This window comes from Streptomyces sp. NPDC005752 (assembly GCF_040630715.1).
Taxonomy (GTDB): Bacteria; Actinomycetota; Actinomycetes; order Streptomycetales; family Streptomycetaceae; genus Streptomyces.
In genome coordinates, this window is the sequence record NZ_JBEXYB010000008.1 from 89,016 (window position 1) to 103,658 (window position 14,643).

12 protein-coding genes and 1 pseudogene are annotated in these 14,643 nt (G+C 70.6%); 4 read left to right on the forward strand and 9 right to left on the reverse strand.

What is annotated here, in order from left to right; genetic code table 11:
• Positions 1–60 precede the first annotated feature (60 nt).
• The 7 genes from ABZ441_RS09380 to ABZ441_RS09410 form a co-directional block, all read right to left on the reverse strand.
• Positions 61–1,095 (reverse strand): 2-hydroxyacid dehydrogenase, encoded by a 1,035-nt coding sequence (locus ABZ441_RS09380; RefSeq protein WP_358970090.1) that lies wholly within the window; start codon positions 1,093–1,095, stop codon positions 61–63.
• Positions 1,092–1,715 (reverse strand): histidine phosphatase family protein, encoded by a 624-nt coding sequence (locus ABZ441_RS09385; protein WP_358970092.1) that lies wholly within the window; start codon positions 1,713–1,715, stop codon positions 1,092–1,094. The genes ABZ441_RS09380 and ABZ441_RS09385 overlap by 4 nt, the downstream gene beginning before the upstream one ends.
• Positions 1,712–3,208 carry an FGGY family carbohydrate kinase gene (locus ABZ441_RS09390; protein WP_358970094.1) on the reverse strand — a complete coding sequence of 499 codons (1,497 nt, stop codon included), beginning with the start codon at positions 3,206–3,208 and terminating at the stop codon, positions 1,712–1,714. Before ABZ441_RS09390 ends, ABZ441_RS09385 begins: the two co-directional genes overlap by 4 nt.
• On the reverse strand, positions 3,205–4,716 hold the full coding sequence (locus ABZ441_RS09395; RefSeq protein ID WP_358970096.1) for an FGGY-family carbohydrate kinase: 1,512 nt from the start codon (positions 4,714–4,716) through the stop codon (positions 3,205–3,207). Before ABZ441_RS09395 ends, ABZ441_RS09390 begins: the two co-directional genes overlap by 4 nt.
• A 4-nt stretch (positions 4,717–4,720) precedes the next feature.
• Positions 4,721–5,971 (reverse strand): sugar ABC transporter permease, encoded by a 1,251-nt coding sequence (locus ABZ441_RS09400; protein WP_358970098.1) that lies wholly within the window; start codon positions 5,969–5,971, stop codon positions 4,721–4,723.
• The gene (locus ABZ441_RS09405) at positions 5,968–6,747 is read right to left on the reverse strand and encodes an ATP-binding cassette domain-containing protein (protein WP_358970223.1); all 780 of its coding nucleotides are present in this window, start codon (positions 6,745–6,747) and stop codon (positions 5,968–5,970) included. The genes ABZ441_RS09400 and ABZ441_RS09405 overlap by 4 nt, the downstream gene beginning before the upstream one ends.
• Before the next feature lie 109 nt (positions 6,748–6,856).
• Positions 6,857–7,918, reverse strand: coding sequence for a sugar ABC transporter substrate-binding protein (locus ABZ441_RS09410; protein ID WP_358970100.1), 1,062 nt, complete (start codon positions 7,916–7,918; stop codon positions 6,857–6,859).
• 366 nt (positions 7,919–8,284) lie between these two features.
• Here ABZ441_RS09410 and ABZ441_RS09415 point away from each other — a divergent pair, with 366 nt between their 5' ends.
• Complete coding sequence (locus tag ABZ441_RS09415; RefSeq protein ID WP_358970226.1) at positions 8,285–9,040, forward strand: DeoR/GlpR family DNA-binding transcription regulator; 756 nt, start codon at positions 8,285–8,287, stop codon at positions 9,038–9,040.
• 124 nt (positions 9,041–9,164) lie between these two features.
• Here ABZ441_RS09415 and ABZ441_RS09420 read toward each other — a convergent pair whose 3' ends face one another.
• Positions 9,165–9,707, reverse strand: coding sequence for a pyridoxamine 5'-phosphate oxidase family protein (locus ABZ441_RS09420; RefSeq protein WP_358970102.1), 543 nt, complete (start codon positions 9,705–9,707; stop codon positions 9,165–9,167).
• A 19-nt stretch (positions 9,708–9,726) separates the two neighbouring features.
• Entirely contained in the window at positions 9,727–11,190 is a 1,464-nt protein-coding gene (locus tag ABZ441_RS09425) for an MFS transporter (protein ID WP_358970104.1), read from the reverse strand.
• 115 nt (positions 11,191–11,305) lie between these two features.
• Between ABZ441_RS09425 and ABZ441_RS09430 the strand changes: the two genes are divergently transcribed.
• The 3 genes and pseudogenes from ABZ441_RS09430 to ABZ441_RS09440 all read left to right on the forward strand — a co-directional run bounded on the left by ABZ441_RS09430 (position 11,306) and on the right by ABZ441_RS09440 (position 14,566).
• Positions 11,306–12,256, forward strand: a complete 951-nt coding sequence (locus tag ABZ441_RS09430) for a LysR family transcriptional regulator (RefSeq protein ID WP_358970106.1) — start codon at positions 11,306–11,308, stop codon at positions 12,254–12,256.
• A gap of 170 nt (positions 12,257–12,426) precedes the next feature.
• Positions 12,427–12,777 (forward strand): annotated as a pseudogene (locus ABZ441_RS09435) (hypothetical protein); the annotation flags it as partial.
• A 148-nt stretch (positions 12,778–12,925) separates the two neighbouring features.
• The gene (locus ABZ441_RS09440; RefSeq protein WP_358970108.1) at positions 12,926–14,566 is read left to right on the forward strand and encodes a hypothetical protein; all 1,641 of its coding nucleotides are present in this window, start codon (positions 12,926–12,928) and stop codon (positions 14,564–14,566) included.
• The last annotated feature ends 77 nt before the right edge of the window (positions 14,567–14,643 follow it).

The window sequence follows — 14,643 nt, forward strand, 5'->3', positions numbered from 1 at the left end:
GGGCGAGCACGGGGCGCACCGGTGGTGGTGCCCTGGCCGGGAGAACGCTTGCTGCGACGGTCAGCGCCAGGTCCGCAGCACCTCCGGGTTCGCGCAGTGGGCCGGGGCGCGGCCCGACAGGAACCGGGCGACCTCATCGGCCACGAGAGCGGACGCGTTGTGGGCGGTCTGCTTGCTGGCCCCGGCCAGGTGCGGGGTCATCACGACGCCTGGGGTACGCCGCAGCCGGGAGCCGGCCGGAAGGGGCTCCTCGGGGAAGACGTCGAAGGCGGCGCCGAAGAGGCGGCCCTCGTCCAAGGCGTCGCAGACGGCCTCGTAGTCGAGCAGGGAGCCGCGAGCGCAGTTGACGAGAACGCCGCCGGGAGGCATGAGAGCGATCAGCTCGCGGGAGAGCAGCCCCTCGGTCTTCGGGGTGGCCCGGGCGTGCACGGTGACGAAGGAGGCGCGGCGCATCAGTTCGGGGAGGTCCACCAGCTCCGCCGTGCCCAGGTCCGCCTCGCTGACGTACGGATCGGCGACCAGGACACGGGCACCGAAACCGCGGACCATGCGGGCCACCCGCGAGCCGATCGCGCCGTATCCCACGACGCCGACCGTGCTGCCCTCCAGTTCAGGGCCGACCCTGTCGTAGCGGTAGTAGTCGCCCCGCCAGACACCCGCGGTCAGGTCCTGGTGGGTGGCGGGGACCCGACGGGTCGCCGCCAGCATCAGGGCGACCGTGTGCTCGGCGGTGGCGGTGGCGTTGCGGCCGGGGGCGAAGGTGACCGCGACGCCGTGCCGGGTCGCCGCCGCGAGATTGGCGTTGACCGGGCCTCCCCGGCCGACGCAGAACAGGCGGAGCCCGGGGCTCGCGTCGAGCACCCGTTCCGTCAGCGGTGCCATCTGGGTGACGCAGATGTCCGCACCGTCCAGGGCCTCGATGAGCTGGTCCTCGGTACCGGAGGCCTCGTGGACCTCGGCCACCGGTCCGAAGGGCTCGACGGGCCAGGGCAGGGTGAGTTCACGGAAGGTCGCTCCGGGCGCGACCGGCCGGAGGCTGTCGGCGAACAGCGTGTTGCGGACGAAGTGGTCGCCGGCCGCGAGAATCGTGGTCACTCCGGTACTCCTGGGGTCACGTGCTGGTTCAGTGCCAGCAGCGAGGGTGTGCCGTCACGAAGGATCAGTTCGTTCAACGCGCAGTTGGCCAGATGGGGGAAGACGCGGCGGTAGTCCCGCAGCGGCACACCGAGCAGTCGGCAGAGGGTGAGCCGGATCGCCGTGGAGTGGGCCACGACGAGCACGCGGCCCTCCTGGTGACCGGCCGGCAGACCCGCGAGGAAACCGGCGTACCGTTCGGCGGCGGCGACGGGGTCCTCTCCCTCCGGGAAGTGGCTGCCCACCGGGTCGGCCTCGAAGGCCTTGAGCGTGCCGGGCAGGCGCTCCCGCATCTCGGCGCGGGTCATCCCCTCGGCGATGCCGAAATCGACCTCACGCAGGCGGGGATCGACCGCCAGTGGCAGGCCCGCGCGGGCCGCGCTCCCCTCCGCCGTCTGACGGCAGCGTCGCATGGGGGAGGACCACACCGCCGTGAGGTCCGCCCGCTCCGCCCAGGAAGCGAGCCGCTCGGCCTGGGCGTGGCCGTGCTCGGAGAGATCGATGTCGGTGACCCCGGCGTAGCGGTTCTCCTCGTGCCAGACGCTTTCCCCGTGCCGGACGAGGAAGACATGAAGGCTCATGGCGCGGTCCTTTCCCGTGCGTGGGCCGAGACGGTCTCGGGCAGCCAGCCGCGCCGCACCAGCAGGTCGAGGAGCCGGGCGTAGCCCTCGTCGTGGGCGGACCGGTTCTCGTCCCGCGGCTCCAGGACATGACCGGGCCGCACCATCGCGGCTGCGGCACGGTCCAGACCGCCCGGATCTCCGCAGGCGGAGGCGGCGAGTACGGCCATGCCCAGCGCGGGCTGGGCATGGCGGGGCAGGGTCAGCGGCCGGCGAAGCACGTCGGCCCGCAGTTGGTTCCACACCGGGTTTCGGGTTGCTCCGCCGGTGAGGGCGACCGCTCCGCCGGTGGGGGCGCCGAGCAGGTCCAGGTAGTCGAAGCAGAGGCGTTCGAGGTACGCGACGCCCTGCATCAGCGCGGCGAAGTCCTCGGCAGGGCCCGCCGGTTCCCGGCTGCTGAACGCGACGGCGTCCGGGGCGACGAACGGGAACCGCTCCCCGGGCGAGCCCAGTGGATACCGGAGCAGTCCGGTGGGCAGCAGGGGCATCGCCTCTTCGGTCAGCCGGTCCAGGCAGGCGTCCTCGAACTCCCGGGCGACCAAGGCCGCACCGGTACTGGAGGCGCCGCCGGGCAGCCAGTGGCCGGAGGGTGACCGGTGGGAGTAGACGACACCGTTCGGGTCGTGCAGCAGGTCCTCGGTGACGCCCTTGAGGACGAGCGTGGTGCCCAGGACCGAGTTCCAGCTGCCGACCGCGGTCGCCCCGGAGCCGAGCTGAGCGGCACAGCCGTCGGTCATCCCAGCGACCACGGGAATGCCGGGGACGAGCCCGCACTCCGCCGCCGCACCGGCGCACACCTCCCCGATCACCGTGCCGGGCATCACCAGGCCGGGCAGGATCTCCGTGGGGATCCCGAGCGTGGCGAACACCTGCTCCGGCCAGGTCACCGTCGCGGCGTCCGCCCCGGATTTGAGGGCGTTGCTGGTGTCGGTGGGCACCTCGTGCCCGACGAGCCTGCGGTTGATCACGTCGTTCTGGTGGGCGAGACGCCAGCCGTCGGCCACGGCGTGCGGGTACCGGTCGAGCAGCCAGCGGAGCTTGGGAAGCCCCCAGGACCGCTGCATCCGCCGGTAGCCGGCCTTGGCCCACTGCTGTTCGCCGAGCGCGTTGACCTGCTCCGCCTCCACGGTGGCGCGGCCGTCGTCGTACATGAGGCCGGGGGCGACGCACCGGCCGTGCCGGTCGGTCAGGGTCAGGGTGCCCGAGGTCGCGTCGACGGCCACGGCTCGGACACGGCGCGGATCCGCACCCGCGGCGCAGGCCTGCCCGACAGCCGAACAGACCGCACGCCACCACTGCTCCGGGTCCTGTTCATGGCGTTCGCCGCGCCGGTGACTCGTCAGTGGGGACGACCCCGTGCCGAGCAGCCGGCCGTCCGAGGTCACGGCGGCCGCGCGGACTCCCTGGGTGCCCAGGTCGATTCCCAGCCACACGTCCGCAACCACGCCGGTCATGGGCCGACACCTTCGGCGAGGCCCCCACCACCGCGCCCCAGGGCCCAGATCGGCCGGTGCAGCTCCCGCAGCCGCAGGAACTCCGCGTAACGGTCGACCACGGCCGGGCCCTTGGCGGGGTCCGGGTCACAGGTGGCGGAGATCCGGACGTGCCGTCCCGCCGCGGTGACGAAGTCCGGCTCGCGGCCGGTAGCGACCATGCCGGTCAGCCAGGCGCCGCGGGCCCCGGTCTCCGTGTCCGCCGGGATCGCCACCGGCAGGCCGACGACATCCGCGATCAGCTGTGTCCAGTACGAGCTCCGGGCACCGCCACCGCTGAGGGTCAACAGCTCAGGGGCGGCCGCGGAGGCCGCGAGGCAGTCCCGGACGGCCATGGTGACGCCCTCCACCACCGCGCGGGCCACATCCTCCCGTCCGCTGTCCAGGGACAGACCGGACAGGGAACCGCGGGCTCCCGGGTCGAAGAACGGGGCGCGTTCCCCGGCGGAGGAGACGTAGGGCAGGAACCGCACTCCGGCCGTGTTCTCGGCGCCGCGCTCGGCCAGAGCCATCAGGTCGGTGGCCGAGGTGAGCCCGAGGAGCCGTGCGCCCCAGTGCAGCATGTCGCCGCCGCTCATGGTGGGGAAGGCACGCAGATAGTGTCCGGGGACGCCCAGGGTGACGGTGATGCCCACCGGTTCGTCGGTGAGCACACAGCGGGCGGAGTCGGTGACGATCTCGGTGGACAGTGTGGTGCCGAGCACGGTGCAGGCCCGGCCGGCGCTGACCGCACCGGAGCCGATGGCGGTGGCACAGATGTCGTAGGGAGCCAGAACCACCGGGATGCCCGCTGGCAGCCCCGTCTCGGCGGTGGCGGTGGTGCTGAGCGAGGTCACCCGGTGGTCGTCGTCCCGGAGCGGGGGCAGCAGGTCACGGGCCCACTCCACGCCGTACAGCTCGAACAACTCCTCGGACCACGTGCGTCGTCCGATGTCCAGGAAGGGCGCCGACGCCTCGGACTCGTCCACGGCCGCCTCCCCGGTGAGCTTCAGGAAGAGCCAGCCGCCGCAGGTCAGCAGGTGGCGGGAGCGGCGCGTCCGGTCCGGGTCGTGCTCCCGCATCCAGGCCAGTACGGCGTTGGGCATGCCGGTGGACAACCGGGAGCCGCAGATCCTGAAGGCGCGTTCCAGAGTGCCGTCGCGCTCCCACCCGGTGACGAGGTCGGCGGCCCGGCCGTCGTTCCACAGCACGGCGGGCCCGGTGGGCCGCATCCGGTCGTCGACGAGCCACGCTCCGTCGCCCTGCCCGGTGACGGCCACCAGCTCCGGCGGCTCGGGCAGCGCGTCCACGACTTCGCGGGTGGCGGACGCGACCGCGTGCCAGACGTGATCCATGTCCTGCTCCGCCCGGCCCGGTCCGGGCCGCAGCACCTCGGTCGGCCGGTGACTGACGGTCAGCTCCCGGCCGTCCGGGCCGTATCCGACCACCTTGACCGTGGTGGTGCCGGCATCGATGGCCAGCGACGTCATACCCTCAGCCCCTTCCGTGTGCCTGCCGCGAACGGCGGGCGGCGGAGTCCAGGGCCACGGCGACCAGCAGCACGCAGCCCGTGATGACGAATCGGTACGAGGAATCGAGATTGAGCAGGGTGAGCCCGCTGGAGATCGACTGGATGACGACGACGCCGAGCAGGGCGGCGAAGGCCGAACCACGGCCGCCGAAGAGACTGGTGCCGCCGATCACCGCGGCGGCGATGGCGTTGAGGTTCACGTCCGAGGTACCGGTGCTCTGATTCGCCGCGGCGAGACGGGCGGCGGCCAGGACCCCGCCGGTCGCGGCGAGTGTGGAACACATGACGAACGCCGCGGTGTACCTGGCGCGTACGTCGATGCCGGCCCTGCGGGCCGCCTCCGCGTTGCCGCCCACCGCGTACAGCGACCGGCCGAACCCGGTCCGGGTGAGGACGTAGTGCAGGGCCAGGACCAGGGCGACGAAGAGCACGAACATCCACGGCACGCCACGGGTCCGGTTCAGGTAGTACACCGCGAAGAGCAGCGCCACCGCGAGGGCGAGGGACTGCGCCGCCAGCCACGTCGGCGCGACGGACGGCAGCCCGGCACGGCGGCGACTGCGAGCGCGGGTCAGGCCGACGGCGAGGTAACCCCCGGCCGCGAGGAGCATGAGGGCGTAGGCCGACATGTCGGGGACGAACCACACCTGCGCGAACTTCACCAGGCCGGAGTCGTAGGGCAGGTTGATGGCGTTCTGGCCCCGCAGGAGCCAGAGCTGGGTGCCGAGGAAGGCCAGCAGTCCGCCCAGGGTGACCACGAAGCTGGGGACACCGAAGCGGTTGAGCACCTGCCCGTAGAGCCAGCCGACCATCGCGCCGACACCTGCCGCCACCAGGATCGCCAGCCACACCGACTGCTCGTGACGGACCATCACCACACCGGTGACCGCCGCCGCCACGCCGCTGACGGAGCCGACCGACAGGTCGATCTGGCCGACCAGCAGGACGCAGACGATGCCGAGCGCGATCACCCCCAGGGGCACCATGTCGAAGGCCAGGTTCACCAGGTTGGTGCTGGACAGGAAGGTCCGGTTCAGCGACTGGAAGATCGTCCAGATCACCACGACACCGGCGACGACCGGCAGCATGCCCAGGTCGCCGTCCCGTGCCCGGCGGACCGTACCGCGCAGGCTGTCGCGGAAGCCGTGCCGTGCCGCCGGAGGCCCGTCCTGCCGGTCGGTGGCCGCCGCCACCGGAGAACCGAGAGACGTCACGCCTGTTCCTCCTCTTCCCGAGAGACGGCCGCACGGCGCGTTGCACGCTGCGAAACGGCGTTGTCGGCGGCGCCGGTGATCGCGGCGACGACCTCTTCGGAGGAAACCTCCCGGGCGTCGAACACACCGTTGTTGCGGCCGAGCCGGAGCACCGCCACCCGGTCCGCGACCGCCCGGACGTCCTCCATGTTGTGGCTGATCATGACGACGCCGAGCCCTCTGCTCCTCAGCCGCTCGATGAGGTTGAGGACCTCGGCGGTCTGCGCGACACCGAGTGCGGCCGTCGGCTCGTCGAGCAGGACGACCTCGGGCCGTCCGAGCAGCGCCCGGGCGATCGCCACCGTCTGCCGCTGGCCCCCCGAGAGGGCGGCCACCGGCACGTCGAGCGTGGGAATCCTGGCCCGCAGCTCACGCAGCAGCTCCCAGGACCGCTTCTCCATGGCGACGTCGTCCAGCATCCAGGGCCGAAGCTCCTGCCCCAGGAAGAGGTTCGCCTTGACGTCGAGGTTCTCGCACAGCGCCAGGTCCTGGTAGACCGTCGCGATGCCCAGGGCGTGCGCGGCGCTCGGAGAGTCGAACGAGACCTCCCCGCCGTGGAAGGAGATCGTCCCCCCGTCGGGGGCGTACACCCCCGACAGGATCTTGACGAGGGTGGACTTGCCCGCGCCGTTGTCCCCGACCACGGCCACCACCTCACCGGCCGCGACGTCGAGGTCGATTCCGCTGAGCGCGGCGACCGCACCGAACTGCTTGCTCACCCCCCGCAGAGACAGCACGCCGGTCCCGTCGGCTCCAGAGCCCTTTCCAGGGGGCGTACCGGAAGCCGTCCCGGGGATCGCGGAGCTCGTCATGGGTCCCCTCTCTCACACTGGTGAAGGACGGCCGCTACTCGATGCCCAGACGCCGGCAGTCGTCGGCGTACACACGGGTACAGACGTCCTCGGCCTCGAGCACCCCGTCAGGGCCGAAGACGACCTCCTTGAGGTTCTCCCGCGTCACCACCGTCGGTTCGAACAGCTGGGAAGGCGTGTCGAAGAGTGTCGAGTCGGCCTTCGGCGTCTCACCCTCCATCAGCTGATGCGCCGCCTCCGCGGCCGCCTCCGCGACCGTCTTGATGGGCTTGTCGATGGTGTTGTACTGGTCGCCAGAAACGACGCGCTGCACCGCCGCCAGTTCGGCGTCGTTACCGGTGACCGGAGGGACCTTCACCTCGGCGCCCTTGAAGGCCGCGATCGCGCCGCCCCCGGTGCCGTCGTTGGCGGCCACCACACCGGCGATCCCGCCGGGGTACTGGGCGATCTGCCCGCTCACCCACTGCTGCGCCTTCTCCGGTGACCAGTCCGGGGTGTCGTACTCGGCGAGCAGATCGAATCCGCTGTCGTCGACGGCCTTGTGGATGCCCTTCTTGATCAGTCCGGCGGCGGCGTCGGTCGGGGAACCGTTCACCTGGAGCAGTCCGCCCTTCGCCCCCGTCTTCTCGAGGTGCTCGACCAGCGACCGGCCGATGGACTCGCCGATCGCCTCGTTGTCGAACGAGACGTAGAAGTCCGCGGGCTTCCTGGATACCGGGCGGTCGTAGGCGATCACCTTGACGCCCTGGGAATGCGCCGTCTGCACGATGGTGGACGCCGAGTCGGAGTCGACCGGGTCCAGCACGATGACCTTGGCGCCCTGCGCCATCGCGGAATTGGCCTGCTGCTGCTGCAGCGACGCGTCGCTGTCGGCGTTCTGGTAGATGACCCCGCACTCCTGGCAGAGCGCACGCATGCGCTTCTTGAAGAGTGGGGCGTCGTACTGCTCGTACCGGGTGGAGGCGAGGTCGGGCATCAGGAAAGCGACCTTGCCCACGCCGCCACCGGAGTCACTCGTGCCGGGTTCCTCCGCGCACGAGACGAGGGTGCCCATGGCGAGGATCCCTAGGAGAGCAAGACGTGCCGGTCTTCTCATGTTCCACTCCCTGCTCATGGACACTGTGAAGGCAACGCTCAGGAAACTCAGATGTTTCATTTGTGTCAACGGACCGCAGTAATTGAACAATTGCTGTGCTCGTTCTCCGGCCTTCGATGTTCGTTCGGCGGGTCGGCGGGCTCGGCGGGGCGGGACGCTGTGTCCGGCCGGCCGCCGTCGCCCCGAAGCGGGCGGCGGCGGCAGCAGGTGTACAGGCGGCCTCTCCGGAGGGGGTGACCAACGAGGCGAGGGGCCGGTCAGGGGGGATGTTCACTTCACAGAAAATGAACAGGAGCTTCCGTGGGAGCAGATGACCGGCGCCCGGCCGACCTCAGCGGCAGCAAGCCCCGCGAACGGCGGGAGCGGATCAAGGGCCGCGTGGTGGAACGGGGGTTCGTCCGCATCGATCAGCTGGCCGACGAACTGGGCGTGACCGCCATGACGATCCGCCGGGACCTCGACCACCTGCAGGACCGGGGCTGGCTGAGAAAAGTACGCGGCGGCGCGACAGCTCAGCCCTCGACCGCCTTCCACGGCGACGTCCGCCACCGTGCCCGCGCCATGACGGCGGAGAAGGAGGCCATCGCACGCGCCGCCCTGCCCCTGGTCAAGCCCGGGCAGGCGGTCGTCATCGACGACAGCACGACGGCGCTGGCGCTCACCCGTCTCCTGGACCGGCACGCCCCGTTGACCGTCATCACCAACTTCGGACCCGTCACCCAGACGCTGGCCGGCAGCCCGGGCATCGAGCTCATCTCGCTGGGAGGCACCTACTACCCCGCTTACGACGCCTTCCTCGGCCTGCGCACCGTCGACGCCGTGACCAGTCTCAGCGCCGACACGCTCTTCGCCTCCACGACCGCCATCACCCGTGGCCACTGCTACCACCAGTCGCAGGAGACGGTGGCGGTGAAGCGGGCCCTGATGGACGCCTGTGCGCGCAAGATCCTCCTGGTCGACCATACGAAGTTCCGCCGCCGCGGCCTCTACCAGCTGGCTCCCGTGGCCGCGTTCGACCTCGTCATCGTCGATTCCGGCATCCCTGCCTTCGACCTCGACGCGCTCCAGGCCGACGGCGTCGAGGTTCTCGTGGCCCGCCCGCCCGCATCCCGTGCGACGTGAGCCCGTCACAGCGGTGGCCGTGAGCATGAGCCGTGCCTGCACCGGCCACAGTCCCCCGGGTAACAGCACGTGAGGAGGACGGGTACCCCCTTGCCGCGGGGGACCCGTCCTCCTCAGGAGGATCTCAGCGAACGGCCGTTCCGGCCGAGTCGCCCGGGGCGGCGGACGAGGTGACCGCTCGGGCGGGATCCTGCTTCCGCCACAGTGTGCTGCGCAGATCGGAACCGCGGACGAGCTGTATACGCCACGGATCGATCCGCAGCACGTGGTAGTCGGGATCCCCGGGGCCGCCACGCCAGTAGTGAACCGGGTCGTACCCCAGCCCCGGCGGTCCGCCCCGCTTGTACAGGTCCCACGCGTGGACCTTGGACTCCTCGTCGTCGGCCCAGGTGGAGACGCTGTCCACGAAGACCGCGTTCTGACGGGGATTCCAGTACGCGTACGTCGTGTGGGGGTTGTCCGCAAGGTGCGCGCTCTTGACCGGGGTCCGGTAGGCGGCGAGCCAGCCGACCGGTTCGCCGTCGACGATCTCCCACACGGGCAGCAGCACACGAGCGCGCGGGCGGTGCTGACGGTCGACGGTGACCATGGTCGCGTACTTGATGTCGCTGACGTAGGCGAGGAAGGAGTCCTGGATCTCGGAGAACGAACTGACGGTGTCGGTCATGGGTCTGTCCTTTCGAGGATCAGCGGGAGGCGGGGGCGTCGGCTCGCTCTGCGGCGGTGTCCAGCGCGGCTCGAACCGTGGCGGACGACGGGGCACCCCGCCGGGAGCGCAGGCCGAAGGCGCTGATGACAGCGGCGAGCACCGCCGCCGCGAACGGCACGATCAGACCGGCCCGGTAACCGTCCAGCAGTGCGTCTGAGGTCTCCGCGTGTGTGGCGGCCACGCTGACGGCGGTCACCGCGGAGAGTCCGAGGGCGGCTCCGAACTGGAAGGCCGTGTAGAGGAGACCACCCGCGAGCCCCTGCTCCTCCTCGGCGATTCCTTCCGTGGCCACGATGGTGAGAGGGCCGTACGCCAGGGAGAAGGCGAGGCCGAGGATGATCAGGCCCGGGAACATCGCCGCGTAACTCCAGTCCGCTCCCAGCGGGAGGAACAACCCGTAGGAGAGAACCGCCAGCAGGAGACCCCCGAAGATCACCCTGGCGTTGCCGAAGCGGTTGACCAGGCGCGGGGTGAGGGTCGGTGAGAGGATCGCGTCGACCCCGATGACCAGCATCGCGAAGCTCGTCTGCAGCGTCGACCAGCCGCGCAGTTCCTGGAGGTACAGCACCACCAGGAACTGGAAGCCGAAGAACCCGGCGGCGAACAGCATCGCCGAAAGGTTCGCCCGGACCAGGGAGCCGCTGCGGAAGATGCCCAGGCGTACCAAGGGCTCGGCCGAGCGCCGCTCGATGACGACGAAGGCCACCAGGAAGGCCAGCCCGGCGAGCAGGGTTCCGACACTGGCGGTGATGCCGGCGTGCGCCGCACGCTCCACGCCCAGGACGATCAGCACGAGGGCAGCGGTGACGGTGAGCGCGCCGGCGGCGTCGACACGCTTGCCGGTCCTTTCCGGCCGCTGCGACTTGGGGACGAAGGCGAGGGCGGCGACCAGGATGAGGAAGGACAGAACGACCGGGGCGAAGAAGACCCAGCGCCAGCCGATCGCGGTGAGCAACCCGCCGGCGACCAGTCCGACCGTGAAGCCCCCCGCGGCGGTGCCGGAGTAGAGGAGCAACGCCTTGTTCCGCTCCGGACCCTCGGCGAAACCCGTAGTGATGATGGAGAGACCCGCCGGGGTCATGAAGGCCGCGGCGACGCCCGTGACGAACCGCGCGACGATCAGCATCCATCCTTCGGTGGCGAATCCGCCGAGCCCGGAGAACAGCAGGAAGACGGTGAGCCAGAAGACGAACATCTGACGGCGTCCGAACAGGTCGGCCGCCCTTCCGCCGAGGAGCATGAAGCCGCCGTAACCGAGTACGTAGGCGCTCATGACCCACTGCAGGTCACCGGTGGACAGTCCGAGGTCGGCGCGGATCGACGGCAGCGCCACGTTGAGCATGGCGACGTCGATGCCCTCCAGGAAAATCGCGCCGCACAGCACGAGCAGGACGCCCCACTTGCGCGCGTCCAGCCCGCTCGAAGTACTCAAGGCACTCATGACGAAGAACCCCTTCCGGAGTGTCGGGTGTTGGTGATGCCTCAAGCCTTCTCCACGCCCCGGACGGGAACAACAGCGATCATCGCAACGTTCGTACAGCCAGACTTACCGATCCATGTCCTACGCGATTCCGGAGACGTACATGGACCAGAACGAACTCGAATGCTTTCTCGTACTCACCGAGGAACTGCACTTCGGCCGAACCGCCACCCGCCTGCGCCTCTCCCGTGCCCGGGTGAGCCAGCTCATCCAGAAGCTGGAGCGTCGCGTGGGCGCGCCCCTCTTCACGCGCACGAGCCGAAGCGTGGCGCTCACCGTCCTGGGCGGTCGCCTCCGCGACGACCTCGAACCCCACTACCGCGGCATCGAGAGCGCCCTGGCGCGTGCCGTCGCGTCGGCGCGTGGCATCGAGGGAGTGCTGCACGTCGGCTTCTCGACGCCCCTGGCCGGAGAGATGGTGATGAAGGCGACCGAGAGGCTGCGCAGCACGCATCCGGAACTCGCCGTCGAGGTGTGCGAAGTGCCACTCTCCGACCCGTACGGAATGCTGCGGAGAGGCGATTTCGACCTTCAGCTGACGGACTTCCCGGTGCACGAGGACGACTTGACCCGCGGGCCGACGCTCCTGGCCGAGGACCGGGTTCTGGCCGTCGCCGCCGGACATCCCCTGGCGGGACGGGACACGGTGACGCTCGAGGACCTGGCAGGTGTGGCGTTGCTGACGATCGCGGGAGACATTCCGGCGTACTGGCTGGAGCACCAACTGCCGACGCGCACGCCCAGCGGCAGGCCGATCGAGCAGGGCCCGGCCGTCACCAACTTCCAGGAGGCGTTGATGCTCGTCGCGGGCGGTGGCGGGGCTCTCCTGGCAGGTGCCCACGTCGCCCTCTACCACGGCCGACCAGGGATCTCCTACGTCCCGGTGGTGGGGGACAGGCCCCTCGGATACGGCCTGATGTGGCGGTCCGGCGGCGGCAACCGGGCGATAGAACTCTTCGGTCGCACAGCACGCGAGATCGCACGGGACATGGCTCCTGCCGACCCGAGGAGAGCAGTACCCGACTGACCCCGCCGAGCATCAGCCTCGGAAGGACGACGCTCCCGGCCGAACCGGTTCCGACGGGCCCCGGCGCTGATCACGGCTCTCGCCCCGTCCGGGATCGGTGACGACAGGGACACCCCTCGGTGCCCAACTGCGCCTCCCGATGGGAAGATGAGCGGTCATGGAGGCAGGCCGTCCTCGATGCTGCTCGCGGTGCGCGCCTTTCGAACCCGGTGGAGATCGTGCCGCCGGCCGACGCCTCCTCCGCCTACGTCGTGAGCCAGATCCAGATCCTGCTGATCCTGCTCGGCTACCGGATGTGGTGGCGGCGCGGAGGCGGTTCGGCCTTCGGGCGTCCCATGCCGCGCGGCGCCTGGCAGAAGGTCCCGCCCCATGTGCTCGTACCGCTGATGGCCGGTGTCGCGGTCGTCGGCTACTTCGTGCCGCTCCTCGGTATCCCGCTCGCCGTGTTCGTCGCCGTCGACATCCTCCTGGGGGAGATCGCCCACCGCCGCGGAAGGCGTCCATACGCTCCTGCCGACTGACAGGACGGGCGTACCGTCGGCCACCCTGCTGCGGCCCCATACTCGAAACCGGCGGCCAGCTCTTGTGAACTGAGTGCATGAATCTCATACTGAGGGCTGGTCACCCGCTGCCTGCCCTCCCGGCAGGCGCGCGTGGCCCGGGGGACGCATGAACGGCTCGGACGGCAGACTCGTACAGACCGCGGTGATCGGGAGCCGGAACTCCGGACGCGCGATCATCCTTCCGGCGGACGCCGACGAACTGACCCGTTGGCGACGACGCCACCCCGCCTACACCTACTGGTGCGGCACGCAGTTGGGCGGTTGCGGCCATGAACTGTCGGACCGTCTGTACCGCGACAAGGTCTGCCACTTCGCTCACCGGCCCCACACCTCCTGCCACCGTGCGGTCACCGGCGCGGCCGACGCGGACCACCTCTTCATCAAGGACGACCTCGCCGCCTGGGCCGGACGTAACAGGCTGAAGGCACGTGCCGCTTCACGCGACCTGGGAACCGGTCCCGGGGATGCCGTCGACTTCCGGGTGGGCGCGGACAGACAGCATGTGCGCTTCCAGTTCAGCAGGCTCGCACACCACGAGTGGCACCAGGCCCGTCGGAGACTCTCCGGCGAATCGGCCACCCTCGACTGGGTCTTCGGTCCGGGCGCAGCCCATCCGGAGACGATGGAGGAGCTGTACGACGAGTACGGATACCTGCTTCGCTTCCGCTTCGAGACACACGGTGCGGTACGGCGTATCCGTCTCAGGGCGGAGCACCCCCGGCGAAGCTCCGAGTGGGTTTCCCTCGACGCCTGTGCGATGGCTTCCACGGGGCTCCGGGTCCCGGGAGCGGGGCCGTACCGGTGTTCGACAACAGGTTCGGCCGCCGATTCGGGAGCCGGGCGCGGCGCGGCGCTTGTGGGGAGGTCCCGCGAGGAACAGGTGATCGCGCTGTACGAGGCGCTGGTGAGCGCGGCGAGGTTCCGTACCCGGCCCACGTGGGAGGCGCTCGCACGAACCGCCGGCAGCGATCTGCTCGGGCTGGCCGTGCCGGACCGTGTCGCACTGCTGGTCGCCATGGAGGAGACCGTCGGCGGTGAGGAGGGCTTGCTGCTGTCGGCGCTCATCCGGGCCGGGGAAGGCGGCCCGCCGTCCTACGTGGGGGATGTGGTCGCCGCTGCCGGTTGCGGCGTTCCCGCGACGGCGGAGGTACTCGGGCGATGGTGCCGACGTGAGGCGGACCGGGCGTTCGCCGTGCACGGGGTACCGTCCCGTACGGCCCCTCCGCGTCTGCTGCTGACCGTTGACGGCCGGCTCGCCGCACAGGGTGCGGAACCCGTACAGCACCGGACCATCGTCCATGTCCAGGGCGGCCTGGTCCGACCTTCCGCGGCCCGGCCGAAGCCGGAGGGGCTGAAGGGCGTTCCCCTGCTCCGTGACACGGAGATTCGGCACGCTCTGCGCAGCGCACGGCAGAGACGCGGACCCAGGCCCAGGTATGCCGCGACGCTCGTCGCACGGGCGGAGGAGGCACTGACGAGGCTTCCGGAACCGCAACGCACCCAGTTGGTCGCCGAGATGGTCACCACCCGCCGCTGGCTCGACAGCCGAGCGGACACACCGGCGCGGAAACCCAGGCAGCGCCGGCGCGCGAAGGAGACGGCGGACGCGAAGAGGACGGCAGCCGCGGCCGCGAAGCAGTCGGCGCGAGCGAAGGGGGCACAGCGGGGGAAGAAGACGAAGAACCCGTTGCAGGGTGCCCGCCCCCTGCCCGGAGCCGACGAGGCTGGAGCGCGGAAGCCGAGGTGAGCACCGGTCCGGCCAAGATTGCCGTCCTCAAGCCCTTCGGCGCTACCCGCTCGCAGACGTGAAGTCGTGCCGCCGTC

Excerpts from the sequence above, each read along its gene's own strand:
- ABZ441_RS09390 (WP_358970094.1), bottom strand. The coding sequence starts at position 3,208 with ATGACCGGCGTGGTTGCGGACGTGTGGCTGGGAATCGACCTGGGCACC.
- ABZ441_RS09410 (WP_358970100.1), bottom strand. The coding sequence starts at position 7,918 with ATGAGAAGACCGGCACGTCTTGCTCTCCTAGGGATCCTCGCCATGGGC.
- ABZ441_RS09430 (WP_358970106.1), top strand. The coding sequence starts at position 11,306 with ATGTCCTACGCGATTCCGGAGACGTACATGGACCAGAACGAACTCGAA.
- ABZ441_RS09440 (WP_358970108.1), top strand. The coding sequence starts at position 12,926 with ATGAACGGCTCGGACGGCAGACTCGTACAGACCGCGGTGATCGGGAGC.
- ABZ441_RS09385 (WP_358970092.1), bottom strand. The coding sequence starts at position 1,715 with ATGAGCCTTCATGTCTTCCTCGTCCGGCACGGGGAAAGCGTCTGGCAC.
- ABZ441_RS09425 (WP_358970104.1), bottom strand. The coding sequence starts at position 11,190 with ATGAGTGCCTTGAGTACTTCGAGCGGGCTGGACGCGCGCAAGTGGGGC.
- ABZ441_RS09395 (WP_358970096.1), bottom strand. The coding sequence starts at position 4,716 with ATGACGTCGCTGGCCATCGATGCCGGCACCACCACGGTCAAGGTGGTC.
- ABZ441_RS09420 (WP_358970102.1), bottom strand. The coding sequence starts at position 9,707 with ATGACCGACACCGTCAGTTCGTTCTCCGAGATCCAGGACTCCTTCCTC.